The organism is Vibrio sp. YT-18, assembly GCF_033337345.1.
GTDB classification, from domain to species: Bacteria; Pseudomonadota; Gammaproteobacteria; order Enterobacterales; family Vibrionaceae; genus Vibrio; species Vibrio alginolyticus.
In genome coordinates this window covers 403,698-422,958 of sequence record NZ_JAWOQO010000003.1, presented here as the reverse complement: position 1 = coordinate 422,958, position 19,261 = coordinate 403,698, and the positions used below count along the sequence as shown (strand labels likewise).

Here is a 19,261-nt window from a genome sequence, read left to right as displayed (position 1 = left end):
CGTCCTAGAATTCGTATTTTGCATTTAGCGTGAAGTAGCGCCCAGGCTCAGTTGAGTAACGCTTACTTTCCTCAGCGATACCCGCTACGTCCTGGTATCGGATGTACTCTTTGTCGAACAAGTTGACGATGTTTGCGCTAACACGAAGGTCTTTGGAAACGTAGTAAGTTGCGCCAAGATCAAACGTATTCCACGCGCTTGTCTGAGCACACTCTGTCGCTAGACCAAGCGTGGTCTGGCATTTAGGAACGCGATCCATGGCAGCGGCCCAGTTCCAAGCCACGTAAGCGTTGAAGTCTTGGTTGGCGTATTTCAGTTGAGCGTTACCTTCGAATGGCGTAATGCTTCGAACGTATTCGCCTTCCGCGTCTTTGCCATCTACGTAGCCAAACTTAGTGCTGATATCCCATTGTTTGGTGAGCGCGTAACCCGCAGAAAGCTCTGCGCCATAAGTCTCTACGCCATCAAGGTTTTGGTACTGTTTGATGTAATTACCAGTGCTTGAATCAAAGCCTGTGGTCACAACATCGATGAAGTTTTCAAACTTGTTGTAGAACACAGACGCATAGACATACGCACGACCGTTATCGAACTTGTTACCGATTTCAAATGAGTCGGAAGTTTCAGCTTCTAGATCCATGTTTGGTGCAATGACAAACGGCGTGAGCGGCACAAAGTCGTGGCTTACGAAGCCATACGCTTTATCGTATTCCGGAGCACGGTAACCATGGTTATAAGATACATAAGCAATGTTGTTGGCAAACATTTCACGAGAAACCGACAGGCTTGGAGATACCTCTGAGCTATCCATGTCTTTTAATGGGAAGCCGCCCACTTCACCCGCACCGTCTGGCGTGAGACGGTGCGCATCAAAGCGTAGGCCACCTGTGATGGTCCATTTATCCAGTTCCACCATGTCTCGAACGTACAAACCAATGTTATAAGCACGAGCAGGAGCGAAAGGTTGTTTGGTCGAAGGTGTTACTCCGTTCCAATCAATCTTGGAGTCGCTATCTGTGCGTTCGTAATAGTCTGTAGAAAGCTCAACACCGTAAGCCAATTGGTGCTCAGCATTTGCTGCATAAATCGTATTGGTGAAATCGCCACGGAAGCCAATTGTTTCGTCAATGAAGGTTTTGTGTTCCAGCTCGCGACGCTTGGTGATCAAACCATTGTGATCCACTTGGCGCATTAAACGGTTGGTGTCTTCCACCACTTCGGTGTGACGCCAGTAAACTTTGGTATCCAACTCTTCGAACCAAGTTGGATTAATCGGAGTCACCTCTGCACCAATATAAGCGCTGTACTCTTCTGTGGTTTCATCCTCAGCAAAGTCTTCAATATGCCAAATTCCATCAGGTTGAATGGACGGTGAACCCTCCAAACGCTCTTGGTTCTGGGTGTAGAGTTCCGCTTTGGCTTTCAACATCACCTCTTCATTGAAAAAGTGGTTGATCGTATAAGCACCGCTGTAACCATCGAGATCGCGGTTATACAAATCTTCATCAAAGTTACGTGTCTCTTGTCCTTGCCAGTATGAAACGTTAAACAAACTCTCTGTGTCACCGGAACGGAAAGCTAGATTACTCGTGCCTTTGTACTTGTTGCTGATATCGGTGTAAGTACCGGAAACATCGGTGTAGAAGTCTTTGTCTTTTAAGAAATCACCCGGCTGACTGGATTCTAAAATCACCACACCGCCGATCGCGCCAGAGCCATGCACCGAAGAACTTGCCCCTTTAATGATTTGCAGCGATTCAAAATTGGATAAATCAAAAGTATCTCGCCCAACTGCATCATTAATGTCATTCGCACCGAAGCCATCCGCAGAACGAATGCCATCACGAACGATCATAATGCGGTTACCCGTCATACCACGGATGGTAATGTTTTGCGGACGTCCTGCACCGCCCGTCACGCTTACACCAGGTTCGTTACGCAGCACGTCATATAGCTCGGTCTCGCCTCTTTCTTCGATTTGCTCGTTTGTGATAACCGCGACACTACCTGCCACTTTTGACAATGGCTGATCGATTTTATTGGCGGTTACCACCACCTCTTCCATTGAGAAAACCTTAGATTCGGCGTGCACTTGACTGGCAGCAAGTACCAAAAGTACTGCCGCTGACACTGGGGTAAGCTTCATTTACTGCTCCGCTTTAGATGTTTTAATGAGTGATAGTAGAAATGCGTATTCTTTTGCTTGTTGTTCTTGCGCTTGTCGCGGGTCCATTTGGTGGCCCGAATTAAAATTAGTTTGCAACAAGTACGGCCCGTTGCGCTCACTTAACGCTGAAACTTTAGCGAGATACTTTGCGCCTTCCCAATATGGCACGCGCTGATCGATTAAACCGACTTGAACCAACATGGGTGGGTAAGCGTTTTTATGGATATTGAGAATCGGATCGTACGCCTTCATTAACGCCAATTGTTCAGGTTTGGTTGGGTTACCCCATTCGCCATACTGCTGTGTGGTAAGCGGAAGTGAGGTATCCGACATACTTGCAACCACATCAACAAAAGGCACTTTAAGTACGACACCTGAAAACAATTTAGGATCTTGATTAACCGCTCCGGCCACCAACGTACCACCAGCACTAGAACCGATGGCGAAAACCTCTCTATTGCCACGTTCGAATGTTTGCAGCGCCTTCGCGGCCGCGACAAAATCACCAATAGAATTGGCTTTTCGCACACCACGGCCTTGCTCGTGCCATTCATCGCCAAAGTACCCACCGCCACGGACATGGGCGATAGCGTAAATCACACCTTGGTCGAGTAAACTGATAACCTGAGGCATAAAGTACGGTTTCATCGTAAAACCATACGCGCCGTAACCGTAAATCAACACAGGAGATTGTGGGTGCAATTTGTCTTTGCGATACGCCAAAGAGACCGGGACAGAAACGCCGTCGTGCTTAATAAAAATACGTTGGGTTACATAACGCTGACTATCAAAGTCTTGGTAAGCATCTTGAGAGTACAAGGATTTATTCAGCGTTTTTACATCGAACTCTTCCCACTGAGGAGGCGTAGTCATCGACATGCTTCGGATACGAATTTTGTTTGATTCAAAATCGCCCAACGTGCTTAGCCAAGCGACATTACCATCGTGTTCCAATGGCAGTATCACTTTTTCCTGACCTTGGTAAGAATACACCGTCAAAGTCGACACATTGTTTGGCTTGCTAAGTGCCACAACTCCTGCATCATAAAGGTAGAACTGTTCAAGCGGCTCACGAGGATTGGTGAAGCGTTGCCATGTTGCGCCAAGCGGTGCGAGTTCGGCTTGGTAAAGGGCGAACTTTCCTTCAAAGTTGCTTTTCAGATAAATGTAACCTTTCGCCACATCCGCGTAATATTCCACACCCACTTCAGGCTTTCGCAATGAATCTGAGACAGTGCCCGTTTCTAGATCGACAAGCTTCTGCTCTGTTGTTGACTCGTTGTTGCTTTGCAGCACAGCATAACGGCTATCTGCCGCACGATAGAAAGAAAGTAACCAATCTGACTTGGGTTCATTCCATAGGACTGTTTTTGCCAAAGATTCAGTGGAGATACGTAAGATCTGATGAGGTCGCTGAGTGCGCTTTTCTTTTGCAACGAGGAATGCCACTTTCCCGTTAGGTGACAACAATACGCCACTATCGACGTGCGTCGCCAGTTCCGTAGATTGGCCGGAGAGTAAATCAACAACCACAGCACGATATTGTTCGCTACCGTCGATATCTTCCGTGAAAAGGAGCGTGTCACCATTCACTTGCCATTGACCAAGTTGGTAGTACTGATGCGCAGATTGTCGTTCATCGAAATCGAACACCACGTTTTCTGGTGCATGTTGACTCGCACGGGATAATAGTAAGTAACGACCATCGCGACGCATTAGCGTCCACTCTCTTCCACTCACGATCGACCATGGCTTATCACCTTTGTCTGCCACAATGGTATCCCACTGCGTTAGTAGGTTTTTTGTCAACGTCTGATAACTTTTTTGGTGCTGTTCAGTTTTGTGGTTTTGTTCTGTTAGGTAGGTAAGAACTCGCTCATCTTTACGAGCATCATCTCGAAGCCAGTTGAAATCATCAGCAGCAAAGCCAGAACTAGAGGTAATTATGAGCCCTAAAAAAACATGAGTAAATTTCATATAGAGAGCGAATTCATTTATAGGATTAATACAATGGCGCGTATTCTGCCCTTAAATAAAAATGAGATCAATTATCATTTTCATAATCATGTGAGATTTTTATCTAGTGTGTGAGGAAAAACGTTTGCTTTGACCGAGGTTATAAAACTTAATAACTTCCTAAATTAGCGTTCTATGCTGTTTATATACAACCAGACAAATATAAAAGCTGACTAACGAGTGAGTATGGAAAGACGCTATTTCACCTAGCGACAGATATAAAAAATCCGAGTGCGAACACTCGGATTTTTAAGAACTAAAATCAATGGGAAACTACAGCAGCTTTTACTCTTCAGAGCTCGGTGCCGCTGGTTTTTTCTTAGGGATGAAGACATCATCACCCACAGATACGTTTTTGTAGAAGCTCTTGTCACGCTTAGCTGGTTTTTTCGCCGATTTTTTCGCTTGAGGGCGAGCTTTCTTTGCGGTCGCTTTCTTATTGCGGAAATCTGGTTTAGGTGGCTTAAGGCCTTTAAACTTACCTTTCAAATCTTCGAACAATGAAAACTCAAGATCTTGTTGTAGGTATGCTTCTACACGTTTAAAGCTATCCCAGTCTTTTGGACCAACAAGAGAGATTGCATCCCCTTTATTTCCAGCACGACCAGTACGACCAACTCGGTGTACGTATTCTTCGGTATGCTTTGGCATATCGAAGTTGATGACGTGTGTCACAGTTGCAATATCCAAACCGCGGGAAGCAACATCAGTCGTTACAAGGATCTTAAATACTGCGCGCTCAAACTGACTCATAATGGTGTTACGTTGAGTCTGGTTCAAGTTACCACTTAGTGCTACAGCCTTCAGTTTCTTTTCGTTCAGCTTTTCTGTTAGTCGCTCAGTATCATCACGCGTTGCCGTAAAGATAATAACTTGACGGTATTCAGCCTCAGAAAGAACACGATCTAAAATTGCCTCTTTATGATCTAGGTGATCACACAAGTAAAATTTTTGCGTGATATCTTTATGTTCTTCGTTAGAAACGCCGATAGCAATTCGCTTTGGCGCATTGAGCATTTCAGCCGCGATTTCATTGACGTCTGCATGATCTAATGTCGCAGAGAACATCAACGTTTGACGACGACGATGCTTGGCTGCTTTATGAATGCGACGAAGCTCTGGTGCAAAGCCCAAATCCAACATACGGTCTGCTTCGTCCAGAATTAGCGTTTCCAAACCATCCAGATAAAGCGAACGGTGCTCTAAGTGATCAGCCAAACGTCCTGGTGTCGCCACGATAAATTTCGGGTAACGACGCAGAGCTTTTACCTGATCGTTAAAGTTCTCACCACCCAAAATCAGTGCTGCTTCATAAGATAGGCCAGCTAGCATAGAACGAAGCTCACCATATACTTGTTTCGCTAGCTCACGAGTAGGAGCAAGGATTACCGCGCGAGGGTCTTTCGCAGAAAACGATTTTGTCTTTAAAGACTTATGAAGCATTGGCAATACAAACGCCAAAGTCTTGCCCGAACCTGTTTTCGAAGATGCCAATAGATCCTTGCTTGCAATCGCAACAGGAATCGCCTGCTGCTGAATGTCAGTCGCTTTTTTAAAATCGTAGTGTTTTAGGTTCTTCAACAATCGGTTGTCTAGGCCTAGATCTTTAAATTGCAAAGTATTCTCCAATAAATCAGTCAGCGTCTGAGCGCTCTGTAGTGTCGTTTCCGCTCTAACGCAGCAAAAAAATAAAGCTCGGTATAATACCGCAAATCATAGGAGTATAGATAGAGATCACACAAACTAATTCCCTGTGGTAACGGTAAAACATCATTTGTGGCTCAGTTCAGAGTAAAGACTAGCCTTTTTGATGAGCAGCTGGACAGGAAGTTTAGAGAAAAGCCGTTCAAATATGCCTTCTATCCATCAACAAAACGACTTAAATAGCAGTTATTTGGGCCAATAAACTTTCATTTGTGTCAATATCGTCTAAATTATTGATATCAGGAACGTGGCAAATACACCTGCTATGAAAACTGTTGTGAGAACGAAATAAAGGATAGGTAGTTAAACTTTGTTAAGTTCAGGTAAAAGTTGACGTCAGGTACTCCATGAAATTCTTGGGTTTTTTTGACTTTTGCTACATCATGTACTGATAAAATGTAACCACATTTAACCTCGCTACTGTATAAAATAATAGTTAGTGGCGAGACTTTCACTATAAGCAAGGAGTTCTTATATGAACAAAACGTTGATCGCAGCTGCAGCAACTTCAGTACTTCTACTAGCCGGTTGTGCTTCTTCTGATGACGCAGCTACAGCAAATGCAGCAAAATTAGACGAACTAAGCAACCAAGTTAGCCAACTAAGCCAAGACGTACAAGCTCTTCAATCTGACGTTCAAAAATCAGGCGCAGCAGCAATGGCTGCTCAAGAAGAAGCTGAGCGTGCTAACGAGCGTATCGATAACATCGCTCAGTCTTACACTAAGTAAGATTTGATACCGCGTCTTAACGCCCGTTAAGGCGCGGTTATTTCGACAGGAACCCCATTCTGTGCAGCGATTGCTGCTTTAGCCTTCACGTTTTTCATACCGAATTCATCCAGCCACCACTTTAACTCTTTCGGCACTTTGAGTTCATCTTTCTCGCCATTACTACGAGTCAAAGGCTCATGTGCTTCTAAGAACACACTTCTGTCAGGCTCAAGTGTCATTTTGATAGGCTGGTTAATGATGTTAACGTCTTCACCGTTACGAACCTTGTCAAATAACCACTCAATGTCACTTGGGTCCATACGAATACAACCCGCGCTGACCCGCATACCAATCCCAAAGTCCTTGTTGGTACCATGAATTAGGTATTCGCCATTCCCGTAAGCTAAACGCAATGCAAACATACCAAGTGGATTATCAGGCCCCGCAGGAACAACGGCTGGTAGGTCAATGCCCTTTGCTTTGTACTCGGCACGAATAGAGGCTGGAGGAGTCCATGTAGGGTTCGGTCGTTTTTGGCTGATACGCGTTGTCATTACTGGGGTATCGCGCCCTATTCGGCCAATTCCGACAGGAAATACATGGACAATATCCTCTCCTTTCGGAAAGTAATATAAGCGCAGCTCGGCTAGATTAATAACGATACCTTTATAAGGTACGTCTGGGAGGATTAGCTGTGTCGGAATAGTAAGAACATGCCCCTCTTCTGGTAAGAAGGGATCCACGCCTTTGTTTGCGGCCATTAAACCTAGCATACCCACATCGTAGAGCTTAGCGATATTTGCCATGGTTTCGCCTTCTTGCACGACGTGGTTTTCAAGGCGACCAATTAAACGGCTTCCATCCTCTGGTAATTCGTACATCTTAGCGAATGATAGACCACTCACTAAAGATAACGACACAGATAGCAGGGTACGTTTTGCGAAACTCATTGATCGCTTTTTGCTAAGCATTTCACTCTATTCCTTGGCACTTTTAAAGAGCTGTAAGGTTATCTCTCTTTCTGTCTTGTGATCAACCATCGGCTTGTGATATTCCAGTAAAGAAAAGCCCTCCCAAGTCCAAGGTTTATGGATGTATTTGTTCGGTACACTTTTGATTTCTGGTACCCAGTGGCGCACAAATTCACCATTAGCATCGAACTTTTCGCCTTGGCTTATCGGGTTGAAAATACGAAAGTATGGCTGCCCGTCACAGCCCGTAGAAGCAGACCATTGCCAGCCACCATTGTTCGCTGCAAAATCGCCGTCCACCAGCTTACTCATGAAGTACGCTTCTCCCCATCGCCAATCAATATGTAAGTCCTTGGTAAGAAAGCTCGCGACAATCATACGTAATCGATTGTGCATCCAACCTGTTTGATTGAGCTGACGCATTGCTGCATCAACGACTGGGTATCCTGTTGTTCCTGTCTTCCATCGCTCAAAGGCCTTCTCATCATAGGACCACTGGATTTTATCCTCCCAATCGATAAATCCTTTGCCTTTGACGAGTTTTGGTTCGAAAACCAATAGGTGCTGATAAAACTCACGCCAAATGATCTCACTTAGCCAAGTTGCTTTCCCTTCTGTAAGGTCATTTTGTTGATTTTCAGCATACAAACGAGCAATACACTGCCTTGGTGATAGCGCGCCAATCGCAAGGTATGGAGACAGTTGGCTAGTGCCATCAATAGCTGGAAAGTCTCGCTCGCTTTGATACGCGTCACTGCGCTCCCGTGCAAATTCCCTAAGCTGCTTCAAAATATCATTAGTCGAAGCCAGCCAGTCTTCACTGGATTCTCGAGGATAGCTAAATGTGAAGCTTGAATTAAATCGAGCCGACTCTAATTGTTCGAGTACCTTTTTATTGAGTGGCGCTTGCTCGTGAGGTTTTACTACCGTCGGCATATGGAACTGCGTTAACCAAGCACGCTTGAATGGCGTAAATACCTTAAAATATTCGCCTTGCTTATTAAGAACCGTCGTTGGCGCGTGCACACATTTGTCATGAAACAGTTCAAATTCGATATCGTGAGAAGCTAACGCTTCACTTACTTGTGTATCCAGCTCTCGTTCGTTCACCTCATAATGAATGTTTGCCATGACAGACGTGGCTTCAAGTGTTTCCGCCCACCCACTAATTACATCTGTACAATCGGAAAACGACGGCACCTCTTTGTACAAAAAAGGAATATTAAGGCTTTCAAGCTCCTCGTTAAGACAGGCTAAGCGACGAGCAATGAGGTCTGCCTGCATCGGCGCCATGTGATGCTCCCGCCACTGCTCTGGCGTCGCGATAAAGCAAGCGACGACAGGCTGACCTGAATCCAATGCCGCTTTGAGTGCCGTGTGGTCTAACGTACGCAAGTCACGTCGAAACCATACTAAAATCATGGTAGCTCCTATCTTTTGTCTACTAAGTTAGGTGTAATTTCTCTATCACTTCAGAGCACCCCATCCGATCACCTAACTGTGCGTGAAGCATTTTGATGGACGCTACTTGTTTAGCAGCTAGTGCTTTATTGGATAAAAGGTAGATAAACGAACCATTTTCAATGACCTCATGATCTAGTAGACCAGAAACATCATCAACCTTATCGATCAAAGTCGTGTGATACCCTTGTTCACAAAGCTTCGCTGCTTGAATCCAACTCTCAGATTCTCTGTTTTGTTCAAAGCTAATGAGCAGACACTTTCCTTTGGAAGCGGCTTTGTTTTCAGAATCGATTACAAGGGCAAGTCGAGTGATTAAACAAGTCTGAAATAACCCCACCTGCAAGGATCGCAACGATCCTTTTACCATATCTAGCGCATCAAATACTGGGCTAATAAACTGATCAATAACGAGTTTTAGTGGGTACTCTTTAAGAACAGAGGCAAGTAAACTCTCTGCTTTTCCTCGATTCAGGGTAGACAGCGCAAGCAGCATGTTTTCAACTTCTTCGAGTGTGCGAACCTCGTTTTTGACTTCGACATCGGCGCTTTTTCCTAGCAGCCCCTTCACTTTACCAATCGAAATCCCCTTCGCGAGCCAGCTCTGGACTTCGCGAATCGTATCGAGATCTTGCTGGCGATAAAGTCTGTGTCCTTTTTCAGTTCGCTGAGGTTGGATCAAGTTGTATCTTCGTTGCCAAGCTCTCAGCGTAACTGGTTTTACACCCGTGATTTCTGCGACATCTCGGATCGCGTATAGTTTTTCTTCTGAACTACAAACCATAGCGTAATCTCATCTCCTGCGGATACGGTTCTAAAAACTTCTGTTTTGCTAAATACTCGTCTGGGTAAGTATTTAAGTAATGCTTAATCAATGTAAGTGGTGCTAGCAGAGGCAGCATTCCGATACGGTAGTCGTGAATCACTGTCGCTAACTCTTCTTTTTCTTCTTTAGTTAGTGAGCGTTTGAAGTACCCTTGTAAATGCATCAACACATTTGTGTTGTTTTTGCGGCTAGCCCGATTCGTTAACGCCTTCATAAGTCCTAAACGATACTCTTGGTAAAAGTCTTCAATTTCATAATTAGCGACATCGGCAACTAAGCGGCCAAGGGAGCGGTATGACTCTGGGTGGTGTGCCATTAACGTCAGTTTGTAGCGCGAATGAAAGTCGATGATTTTGCCACGAGTAGGCTCACCATCCATCGAGTCGTAAAAGTCATTTAGACAAAATACTCGAGTAATAAAGTTTTCTTTCAATACAGGGTCGTTAAGTCTGCCATCCTCTTCAACAGGCAACCAAGGCATTTTTTGCATCAATGTTTGTGTATACAAGCCAACACCTTCTTTCGCAGCACTGTTCTTGCTGTAAACCTTGACTCGCTCCATGCCACAAGTTGGTGACTTGGCACAAACGATGTAACCACAAAGCTGCTCGCTTTGAAGTTCATCTACTTTATTGGCCGAGTAAGTGAGCATATTGTCGGTATGATCATTTTCTGGATTTTTGGTTTCAACCAATGCAACACGCTCTTCATTAGAAACAAGACGAATGGTTGGACGGGGTACTGGCATACCTACGCCGACTTCAGGGCATACCGAAATAAAGTCAAAATACGGGCTAAGCTCTTTAGTCACAAAGTTGCTCACCTTATGACCAGAGTCAAAACGCACTCGTTCACCCAAAACACACGAACTGATACCTACTTTGATCGAAGATTCCATGATGACGCATCCCTATACAAAAAGTTTTGTTGTATAACTTATAGCAAGCCTTTCCAGATTGTACAAGAAAATAAGTTGTACAATTTAATCGTTTTACTTCACTCGAAAGTATTTCGATCAACCAGCTGTCAGAAAAAAGTTTGGCCCAAAAACAAAGAATTTGTGCGCGCAATCGACAAACTGCTCAAAAGCAAATCGATTGCTCTTTTGGTTTCAACAGATTTAGTTATCAATAGGAGTTGCAGTTTCTAAATGCGTGGTTTTTGTGACTAAGCTCTCAAGGGGCCACTGTACGTCCCGATATTATTGCCTCAACGAAAACGAACAAGTTCAACAGAATTGGTAATAGCGTTCTATAATAGAGGCGTTTTATCAAAACAAAACTTTGGAGAGCACTTATGGCAACCCCACACATTAACGCACAACCAGGTGATTTCGCTGAAACAGTTCTAATGCCAGGCGACCCGTTGCGCGCTAAATACATCGCTGAAACGTTCCTAGAAGATGTGAAACAAGTTTGTGACGTTCGCAACATGTTCGGCTTTACTGGCACTTACAAAGGCAAAAAAGTTTCTGTAATGGGCCACGGCATGGGTATCCCGTCTTGCTGTATCTACGTACACGAGCTAATCGCTGAATACGGCGTGAAAAACGTTATCCGTGTGGGTAGCTGTGGTGCAGTACGTGACGACGTGAAACTAATGGACGTTGTTATCGGTATGGGTGCTTCTACAGACTCTAAAGTTAACCGTATCCGTTTCAACAACCACGATTTCGCAGCAATCGCTGATTACGGTCTTCTAGAAGAAGCAGTTAACCAAGCGCGCGCTCAGGAAGTGCCTGTAAAAGTAGGTAACGTATTCTCTGCAGACCTGTTCTACACACCAGAAGCAGACATCTTCGAGAAGATGGAAAAACTAGGCATCCTAGGTGTAGACATGGAAGCGGCTGGTATCTACGGCGTAGCAGCTGACCTAGGCGCGAAAGCACTGACTATCCTGACAGTTTCTGACCACATCATCCGTGGTGAAAAACTAAGCTCAGAAGAGCGTCAGAAGTCGTTCAACGACATGATGAAAGTTGCACTAGAAACTGCAATCAACATCTAAGAACAAATAGTAAGTAATAATTTGCAGCCAGAGTTATGCTGGCTGCCCGAATTATCCCGAGGGGGCGATTGTGTCTAACGGCGAACTGCCAAAAGACGCAGATGGGTTACAACTCAACTTTTGTAAAACATTGGCGTGTGACAACTTTGGATTGAGTGATGCAAAGCGTTACGTTCTGCAACATGCGAACCCTAAGCGTCCGGCGATGGTATGCCGTGAATGTGGAGCTTTCCCCCCCTTACTTAATAATCGCGATGTCGTGAACGAACTTCATCGCCTGCGGCACGTCCACAGTGATGGGTTGCCTGCTTGCCGTAATGATGATTGCGACAACTTTGGACTTTCTGTCCACACTCACAAACACCTCTATCACGCTTTCGGTTACAGTGGCGATCGCCAACGTTACCGCTGTAAAGTGTGTCAAAGTACCTTTGTCGACAAGTGGTCTGGTGCCAACAAGAAGCTTCAGTTTCAAGAGAACTTGATGGGCTTGTTGTTTACGGGATATTCCGTACGAGAAATCTGCCGTAAGCTTAGTATTAACCCAAAAACCTTTTACGATCATGTTGACCATATAGCTAGCCGCTGCCGCCGAAAGCTGGCAACCATTGATGCGCGCTGGGTAAACCACGCAACGCATTATGAATTGGCCTCAAACTATATTGCATTGCAACCGAACAGCAATAATGGTGTGTATTGGATTGTTTCTGGCGAAGCGCATTCTGGCTATATTCTTTGCCAGCACGTCAATTATTCCGCTGATGAAGAGCCAATCGCAACTCTCGATCATAATCCTTACGATGAGGTGTCTCGTTTTGTTTCCCAGGAGTACGTAGCGGAAGCAAGTGAGCCGCTTGCGGAACCTTCTCATCACCTCAGAGAGCGAATTGACCAAAAATACCAAACAATTTTGGCTCGCGGTAACGTAGAAGACCCTCTTGGTAATCTATCTGTATTTCATTACCCTTCAAAAGGGGCATTAGTCCGTCCGCCATACACCTCGTATGCACACTATTTGCACGTACTTGATATGTGCTGCCCAAACAAACGTGTATCTCTATACATGCCTCAAGATCCCCTACTACGTTCAGCTGCACTGAGCGTTTGTTTACCTCGTATTAAAGAGAAAAGTGTCGACTTGATGTATGTAGAAGAGGACGCTAGTTGGGACATGAGCACTCCCTTTGGCAAAGTCGATATCGCCTATATGAGTTGGTGGCGCGATCGTTGGGCAATCTCTAGTCAAAACGAAAACCACAAAGGCATTTGCTACCTCGCTGGCGATCAAAATGAGCCTGAAAAATGGTTTAACGTTGCGACAACTCGTCATGTGAAGTTTTATCAAAACCGCTTTCAGATTCTTTTCGAAAGCTTCATTAACGAGCCACGTCGCAAATTACGACCTGCTGGTATTTTACCTCTTTTAGATATATTCAGAGCTTGGCATAATTTGTGCTATCAGGATAAACAAGGTCTTACCGCTGCACAAAGGTTGGAAGTCTCTGATGCACCTTTGACAATCAAACAGCTCCTATCGTAGCTATTCTATTGGTAATTTAGATGTAGTAATTAGGGGTTGTAACGGTATACATTACGGCCCCTGATCGTTTACCAAAACGTTATCCGCATCGCTTTGGTAAAGAAACATGCATCTAACCACTTAATATTAGGTGTGATTTCCAGTTCGATAGTCATGGATGTGAACGTTGGATAAAAACCAAATTCAGCTAGAAGATGATCTCACTAAGCTTAAAGGCCAAATAAAATCGGCCCCTAAACATACCTTTAATATTGCGCAGCAATATCGTATCCGCGCGGAACAAATTTTATTTGTGGACGGAGAGATCAAAGCCTTACTCATCATGGCGCAATGCTGTTGGTGCCTAATGGATTACCGACAAGGCTTAAAACTCGTCAAAGACGCTTACAGCAAACAAACACAGCTTGAAACCGACGATCATCTCCCGGAAATTCTCCATCTTTTTGCACTCCAATATTGGGGCCAAGCAAAGTATTATTCCGCGCAACAATATTGGATTAATGCGCTCGAACAATCTGCTCTTGTTGATGATGTTGAAATTCAAATCGAATCTCTAATTGGGCTTGGTAATGTATGGCGCATCACTAATGAACACCAACTTGCCGCTTCAACTCATGAGTTAGCCGTTAAAGTGGCAAACAATGTTCGTATTGCTTGGTTAGAAGGCAAAGCGCGCATCCTATTAGCTTGGGACTATTACTTACTAAATAAGTTTGTCGAGATGCTTACGGTACTGGATGGAGCAACCGAAGTATTAAAAGATCATGATGACAGTACGTGGCAAGCCGAGATCTGGGACTTTAAAGGGTTAGCACTGCTTGGACTAGAACGCCTTGATGCGGCCGAAGAAGCCACCCAAAAAGCCCACCAGCTCGCCATTGAGCATGACCTCGTTTGGATGAAAGCACACTCTTTTATTAGCCGAGCAAGACTTGAGCTTTTGCGCCAAAATACAGACAGCGCTGCCAAGTTGCTACTTGCAGCAGAAGAGTCTGCACTCAGTTTCGACCACGGTGAGCTACTCAGCCAAATTTGCTTCCAACAATCACGAGTCGCTGAAGAACAAGGTGACTTTGAGTCTGCGTTTAACGCGTTCAAGAAATACCGTAAGCACGCACTCAAAATGCTCAAAGAACAAACTCATCGAATCAGCATGGATAAAGCAAGAGGCTCTAAACGCCAACTAGAGCAGCGAGCACGTAAGCTGATCAATCATATTCGCTCTCAACACGAATACGACCCTGAAAAACAGTTCTCTAATGTCGTTTCTGAGACCTACTGGTGGGAACAGTTAGTTTTGTTTAAAACGGAGCTCAAACGCTCTAACCACGCCATCATTATGATTCAGCATTCAAACCCCGAAGTTCTCGATGTTTGTACCGAGCTCGTTCATGCATTGACAACCTCCAGCGACCTCATCTCGAGAATTTCCAGTAACAGGCTAGCAATGTTAATTGCAGAAAAAGGTCAAGCAGCAGAAGAGGTCTACCGCACTGTCCAAGCGATGTTAGACATCTATCCATGGAAGCGACGCGGAATCAAAGGCCCGAAACCGATACTGTATTTGCAAGATATCCTGACCTTCCCATTCACGTTAGAACAGCTCGAAGAAAGTTATATTGAGGTAATGAAGAATGGAACAACTGCTTAGCAAGGTGACTGACGCAGGTATCGATCCTTCTTCCGTTTCAGGTGAAGAAGCGATTACGCTATGGGAACACATAGGGTTACATATTGCGTCAACAAACCGAGAGAAAGCGCATTGCTATATCATTAGCGCCGAGTATCGAAGAGAGATCAAACAGCTCAACGACAGCATTAGTGAATTGAAACAAGCGCTTGAGTTGCTTGTTTTACCAGAGGATGTAGAAGATATTCTTTCTGTGAAAGCAAGCTTGAGTGAGCGTTTGGTTGAAGTAGGTGACTACAATGCGGCATTAACCGAGTATGTTGCTTCAACCAATATCGCCGTCGAGTACGGCTATATTGATGAGTACGTATTGGCCATTATTGGAATGGGTAATTTGTGCGATGCCCATGGGGATCACCAACGTGCATTACGTTATTATCAAAAAATAGATGCTATCGATCACGCTATTGGCAGTCGATCCCTACGCCTTCGTTACAAGCTGTACATGCTTGCCTGTTATATCAGCTTGAACCGTACCGCAGACGCCAAAGAACTATTGAGTGAATGTGAAGAACTGAGCATTCTCGTCAGTGATAAAAACCTCGCCGCACAAATTCACCTCTACCGAGCCAAATTACATCGTCTGCAAGAAGACTACCCCAATGCGTTGCTGGCTATTTCGAATGTTCAGTATACAACGGGTAGTGCCACGACATACTGGTTATCCACGATGGTCAAAATTGAGACTGCGTATTGTCTAAACGGTGTAGGGCACACTTCTTTAGCTAATTTAACGTTGGACTCCATCAGTAAAAGGATTCAAAAGCAACTATCTCCTATCGTTACTCAGCATTTTTATAACGCGATGAGTCAAGTTTACGCCTCTCAAGGGTTGTATCAAGAAGCATTAAATTGTGAAAAAAAAGCGCATAGAATCGAATCTGATCTTGTAAAACATATTCCGATCGGTGAGTTAGGGTCTGCTCAACTACGCCGACTTTCACGCTTTGAGTTACAACTCAAACTCATTTTGTCAGAGCTAGAAAACAAAGAACTAAAAGAAACCACCAAGCAGCATAAAAATACTGTTGCTCAGCTACAGCAGGACGTCTTTACCGATCCACTTACGTCTTTACACAACCGACGCTGGTTAGAAGTTAAACTAAAAGATCTACTTCTGCACGATACTGCATTTGCATTGATGGTCATCGATATCGATCACTTCAAATCCATCAATGACGAACTAAGCCACTTGGTTGGCGACAAAGCGATCAAAAGTGTGTCACAGGAACTGGCGTCCTACTTCAGATTTAAAGGCGCATCGTGCGTACGATTTGGTGGTGAAGAGTTCCTCGTGATCCTTGAGAATACCCAACTGGAACGCGCAGAAATGCATGCCGAGAATTATCGTGAACGGATTTATCAATATGGTTGGGACGATATTCTTGGTGAACGGGGGCTGACCGTATCCATAGGGATTACCTTGCATCGAGAAGGCGAGAATACTCAGCGAACTTTTTATCGTGCAGACAAAGCTCTTTATCGCGCCAAAGCCAATGGCAGAAACCAAGTCTGTACCGAACTTTAAACCATGCCCCGGTTGACACCTGGGGCTTTAGTATACTTTTTACTTATCCTTCCTATATCACTTCACTGCTTGTTTAAATAAGTACTCAGCAACACCTTAACTGCCAATAAACATCAGTGGATACTTACATCGCATAAACATAATTCCTACATAAAAACCGCTTGATTCATCTGTAGTTAAGACAAATACTTAAATTGTTAATTTACGTAGATTTTCCATTTCGCAATACGCACAGGTAGGTAAGATGTTTCTAGACTATTTTGCACTTGGGTTACTCATCTTCGTTGCTTTAGTGATCTTTTACGGAATCATTGTCATCCATGATATTCCATATGAAATCGCCAAAGAGAGAGAGCACCCGCACCAAGACGCAATTCACTACGCTGGCTGGGTCAGCCTTTTCACTTTGCATGCGCTGTGGCCATTTTTATGGATCTGGGCAACATTATGGCGCAAGGAACGCGGCTGGGGTTTTAAACAACTAGAACAAGAAACACACGACATTCATCACCGCCTTGAAGAACTCATTGATGAAGTCAACGAACTCAAAAACCAAGTATCGATGTTGAAACAACAAAAGATTCAGCAAAAGCCTTTGCCTGAACAAAGTAAAGAGGACGAATAATGGACTTATTGCTGATTCTGACTTACGCCGCTCTTTGTATTGCCATTTTTAAAATTTTCAATATTCCTCTAAACAAATGGACCGTTCCAACCGCCGTACTTGGCGGCGTAGTGTTAGTGGGCACACTCGTGCTGCTTATGAACTACAACCACCCATTTACTCAATTGGGTAACCAAGTGTTCCCGACTACGCCTATCGTCTCTGGCGTGCGTGGCCGCGTGGTGGAAGTGCCAGTCCAAGCCAACCAACCGCTCAAAACGGGCGATATTCTTTTCAAAATCGATCCTGTGCCTTTTGAAGCAGAAGTTGCTCGCCTTGAAGCGAAAGTCAAAGAAGCAAGCCAAGGTGCGTTGGGTTTAGAGTCTGATCTAAGAGAAGCAGAAGCTGCTGTATTGAAAGCGCAAGCGGACAGAGATAAAGCACAAAGGGAGTTTAGCCGATATCAAAGGGGCTTTGATCGTGGCGCGTTTACTGAACAAGATTTAGATACTCGACGCCAAGCGTATAAAGCGGCAGAAGCCATGTTAGACGTTGCGATTTTGCAACAAGAACAAGCGCAAATCGCTCTGGACTCTGAAATCGGAGGCGAAAATACCCAAGTCGCGCAACTTCTTGCCGAGCTGCGTAAAGCAGAGTTTAACCTAGAGCAAACCGTCGTTCGTGCGCCAACCGATGGTTACGTTACGCAATTGGCTTTGCGTCCTGGTGTTATGGCTGTGCCGTTGCCACTTGCCCCGGCAATGACCTTCGTACATACCGAAGACATTACGTACACCGCGGCATTCAGACAGAACTCATTACAACGCTTGAAGCCAGGCTTTGAAGCAGAATTTATGTTCCGCGCAATTCCGGGCAAAGTGTTCCGTGGCGAAGTCATTGACGTGATTCCAGCCATTGGTGAAAGCCAAATTCAAGCGCGAGGCGCTCTGCTTGGGACTGATGCCTTGCGCACGAGCGGACGTGTTTTTGCGAAGCTGAAAATTACCGACGACTTGAGTGGATACCACCTACCAATGGGTACTGCGGTTGAAGTTGCAGTTTATTCAGACAGCTTTACTCACGTATCAGTGATGCGCAAAGTGCTTATTCGTATGAAGAGCTGGCAGAACTATTTATACCTCGACCATTAATGAACATATAGCGCATTCATTTATTGGTAAAAATAACATCAAACCGTGTAATCAGGGGCTGACGATCAGCCCCTGATGCATTCTAGCCATCCAGATAGATAGCATTCCCACTTTTATTAATATTCTGTATAATGCGCGCCTTATTTTTAATGCTTGCTAAAACCAAAGCCAGTCAAAGGGATGCGTGAATCAAATCACACATTTCCTGAAGAAAAATAGAGCAAACAATAAGCAGCTTGGTTGTTTTGAATATATGTTACACAATCAAATAACTAACGCTTTCCAACAATATAAATGAACGTTCTTTAAAATCGACTATTGAACTGAGGTTATCTATGAATCTTTCCGCTAAAACTGTTGTGGTTATTGCAATCGGTGCTGCTCTTTACGGTATCGGCGGCTTACCTATGTTTGGCATCCCTGTGTTTGCAAACACAACGCTAAAACCAGCAATGGCAGTATTAGCATTGTTCTCAGTACTATTTGGACCACTTGTTGGCTTCTTGGTTGGTTTTATTGGTCACTGGGTTACTGACCTATTTGCAGGTTGGGGCGTATGGCTCACTTGGGTACTTGGTTCAGGTATTGTTGGTTTGATTATCGGTCTATTCCCTTCTCTAACGCGCTACCGTTTGGAGAAAGGTGATTTCAATATGAAAGACTTCGCGTTATTCGTAGTACTTGCGCTATTAGGCAACGTATTTGGTTACGGTTGCTCTGCATTCCTCGACACGATTTTATACGCAGAACCGTTCACTAAAGTGTTTACCCAGCTTTCTATTATCGCGATCGGTAACACCATTCTTATTGCTATTGTTGGCTTCTTCATTCTTAAGTCTGTCGCTAAACGTAACAAGCAAAGCCGTAACTTAACAGAGGCTTAA

At 44.5% G+C, this 19,261-nt stretch carries 15 protein-coding genes; 8 read left to right on the top strand and 7 right to left on the bottom strand.

Annotated elements, in window-relative coordinates:
- Positions 1–4: 4 nt before the first annotated feature.
- The 3 genes from R7M72_RS06625 to R7M72_RS06615 form a co-directional block, all read right to left on the bottom strand.
- A complete protein-coding gene (locus R7M72_RS06625) occupies positions 5–2,146 on the bottom strand; it encodes a TonB-dependent hemoglobin/transferrin/lactoferrin family receptor (RefSeq protein WP_033906727.1) in 2,142 nt (713 codons plus the stop codon).
- Positions 2,147–4,144, bottom strand: a complete 1,998-nt coding sequence (locus tag R7M72_RS06620) for a prolyl oligopeptidase family serine peptidase (protein WP_318056111.1) — start codon at positions 4,142–4,144, stop codon at positions 2,147–2,149.
- A 324-nt stretch (positions 4,145–4,468) separates the two neighbouring features.
- Entirely contained in the window at positions 4,469–5,812 is a 1,344-nt protein-coding gene (locus R7M72_RS06615) for a DEAD/DEAH box helicase (protein WP_258660345.1), read from the bottom strand.
- 550 nt (positions 5,813–6,362) lie between these two features.
- Here R7M72_RS06615 and R7M72_RS06610 point away from each other — a divergent pair.
- Positions 6,363–6,617: an Lpp/OprI family alanine-zipper lipoprotein gene (locus R7M72_RS06610; protein ID WP_005375145.1), complete on the top strand. Its 255-nt coding sequence runs from the start codon at positions 6,363–6,365 to the stop codon at positions 6,615–6,617.
- A gap of 26 nt (positions 6,618–6,643) precedes the next feature.
- On the opposite strand, the gene R7M72_RS06605 is transcribed toward R7M72_RS06610, so the two are convergent.
- Genes R7M72_RS06605 through R7M72_RS06590 form a run of 4 tightly spaced genes read right to left on the bottom strand, consistent with a single transcriptional unit; the run spans position 6,644 to position 10,755 of the window.
- A complete protein-coding gene (locus tag R7M72_RS06605; protein ID WP_005383933.1) occupies positions 6,644–7,570 on the bottom strand; it encodes a L,D-transpeptidase family protein in 927 nt (308 codons plus the stop codon).
- Positions 7,571–7,576: 6 nt separating this feature from the next.
- Positions 7,577–8,992 carry a deoxyribodipyrimidine photo-lyase gene (gene phrB, locus R7M72_RS06600; protein WP_047104510.1) on the bottom strand — a complete coding sequence of 472 codons (1,416 nt, stop codon included), beginning with the start codon at positions 8,990–8,992 and terminating at the stop codon, positions 7,577–7,579.
- Positions 8,993–9,014: 22 nt separating this feature from the next.
- Positions 9,015–9,815, bottom strand: coding sequence for a MerR family transcriptional regulator (locus R7M72_RS06595; protein ID WP_258660346.1), 801 nt, complete (start codon positions 9,813–9,815; stop codon positions 9,015–9,017).
- Positions 9,805–10,755: a YbgA family protein gene (locus tag R7M72_RS06590; protein WP_017635475.1), complete on the bottom strand. Its 951-nt coding sequence runs from the start codon at positions 10,753–10,755 to the stop codon at positions 9,805–9,807. The genes R7M72_RS06595 and R7M72_RS06590 overlap by 11 nt, the downstream gene beginning before the upstream one ends.
- Positions 10,756–11,153: 398 nt before the next feature.
- Between R7M72_RS06590 and deoD the strand changes: the two genes are divergently transcribed.
- From deoD to R7M72_RS06555, 7 genes are all read left to right on the top strand, one after another.
- The gene (deoD, locus tag R7M72_RS06585) at positions 11,154–11,864 is read left to right on the top strand and encodes a purine-nucleoside phosphorylase (RefSeq protein WP_005375140.1); all 711 of its coding nucleotides are present in this window, start codon (positions 11,154–11,156) and stop codon (positions 11,862–11,864) included.
- A 70-nt stretch (positions 11,865–11,934) separates the two neighbouring features.
- Positions 11,935–13,404 (top strand): hypothetical protein, encoded by a 1,470-nt coding sequence (locus tag R7M72_RS06580; protein ID WP_005383936.1) that lies wholly within the window; start codon positions 11,935–11,937, stop codon positions 13,402–13,404.
- 166 nt (positions 13,405–13,570) lie between these two features.
- A complete protein-coding gene (locus tag R7M72_RS06575; RefSeq protein ID WP_005375137.1) occupies positions 13,571–15,055 on the top strand; it encodes a hypothetical protein in 1,485 nt (494 codons plus the stop codon).
- Positions 15,039–16,622 carry a GGDEF domain-containing protein gene (locus R7M72_RS06570; protein WP_017820511.1) on the top strand — a complete coding sequence of 528 codons (1,584 nt, stop codon included), beginning with the start codon at positions 15,039–15,041 and terminating at the stop codon, positions 16,620–16,622. The genes R7M72_RS06575 and R7M72_RS06570 overlap by 17 nt, the downstream gene beginning before the upstream one ends.
- Positions 16,623–16,866: 244 nt before the next feature.
- Positions 16,867–17,247 carry a DUF3302 domain-containing protein gene (locus R7M72_RS06565; protein WP_064376388.1) on the top strand — a complete coding sequence of 127 codons (381 nt, stop codon included), beginning with the start codon at positions 16,867–16,869 and terminating at the stop codon, positions 17,245–17,247.
- Complete coding sequence (locus R7M72_RS06560) at positions 17,247–18,377, top strand: HlyD family secretion protein (RefSeq protein WP_005375134.1); 1,131 nt, start codon at positions 17,247–17,249, stop codon at positions 18,375–18,377. Before R7M72_RS06565 ends, R7M72_RS06560 begins: the two co-directional genes overlap by 1 nt.
- A gap of 335 nt (positions 18,378–18,712) precedes the next feature.
- Complete coding sequence (locus R7M72_RS06555; protein ID WP_005375133.1) at positions 18,713–19,261, top strand: ECF-type riboflavin transporter substrate-binding protein; 549 nt, start codon at positions 18,713–18,715, stop codon at positions 19,259–19,261.

What these genes read in the sequence shown, in the direction of transcription:
- R7M72_RS06565 (WP_064376388.1), top strand. Translation starts at nt 16,867, where the DNA reads ATGTTTCTAGACTATTTTGCACTTGGGTTACTCATCTTCGTTGCTTTA.
- deoD (WP_005375140.1), top strand. Translation starts at nt 11,154, where the DNA reads ATGGCAACCCCACACATTAACGCACAACCAGGTGATTTCGCTGAAACA.
- R7M72_RS06570 (WP_017820511.1), top strand. Translation starts at nt 15,039, where the DNA reads ATGGAACAACTGCTTAGCAAGGTGACTGACGCAGGTATCGATCCTTCT.
- R7M72_RS06625 (WP_033906727.1), bottom strand. Translation starts at nt 2,146, where the DNA reads ATGAAGCTTACCCCAGTGTCAGCGGCAGTACTTTTGGTACTTGCTGCC.
- R7M72_RS06590 (WP_017635475.1), bottom strand. Translation starts at nt 10,755, where the DNA reads ATGGAATCTTCGATCAAAGTAGGTATCAGTTCGTGTGTTTTGGGTGAA.
- R7M72_RS06605 (WP_005383933.1), bottom strand. Translation starts at nt 7,570, where the DNA reads ATGCTTAGCAAAAAGCGATCAATGAGTTTCGCAAAACGTACCCTGCTA.
- R7M72_RS06610 (WP_005375145.1), top strand. Translation starts at nt 6,363, where the DNA reads ATGAACAAAACGTTGATCGCAGCTGCAGCAACTTCAGTACTTCTACTA.
- R7M72_RS06555 (WP_005375133.1), top strand. Translation starts at nt 18,713, where the DNA reads ATGAATCTTTCCGCTAAAACTGTTGTGGTTATTGCAATCGGTGCTGCT.
- R7M72_RS06620 (WP_318056111.1), bottom strand. Translation starts at nt 4,144, where the DNA reads ATGAAATTTACTCATGTTTTTTTAGGGCTCATAATTACCTCTAGTTCT.
- R7M72_RS06595 (WP_258660346.1), bottom strand. Translation starts at nt 9,815, where the DNA reads ATGGTTTGTAGTTCAGAAGAAAAACTATACGCGATCCGAGATGTCGCA.
- R7M72_RS06560 (WP_005375134.1), top strand. Translation starts at nt 17,247, where the DNA reads ATGGACTTATTGCTGATTCTGACTTACGCCGCTCTTTGTATTGCCATT.
- phrB (WP_047104510.1), bottom strand. Translation starts at nt 8,992, where the DNA reads ATGATTTTAGTATGGTTTCGACGTGACTTGCGTACGTTAGACCACACG.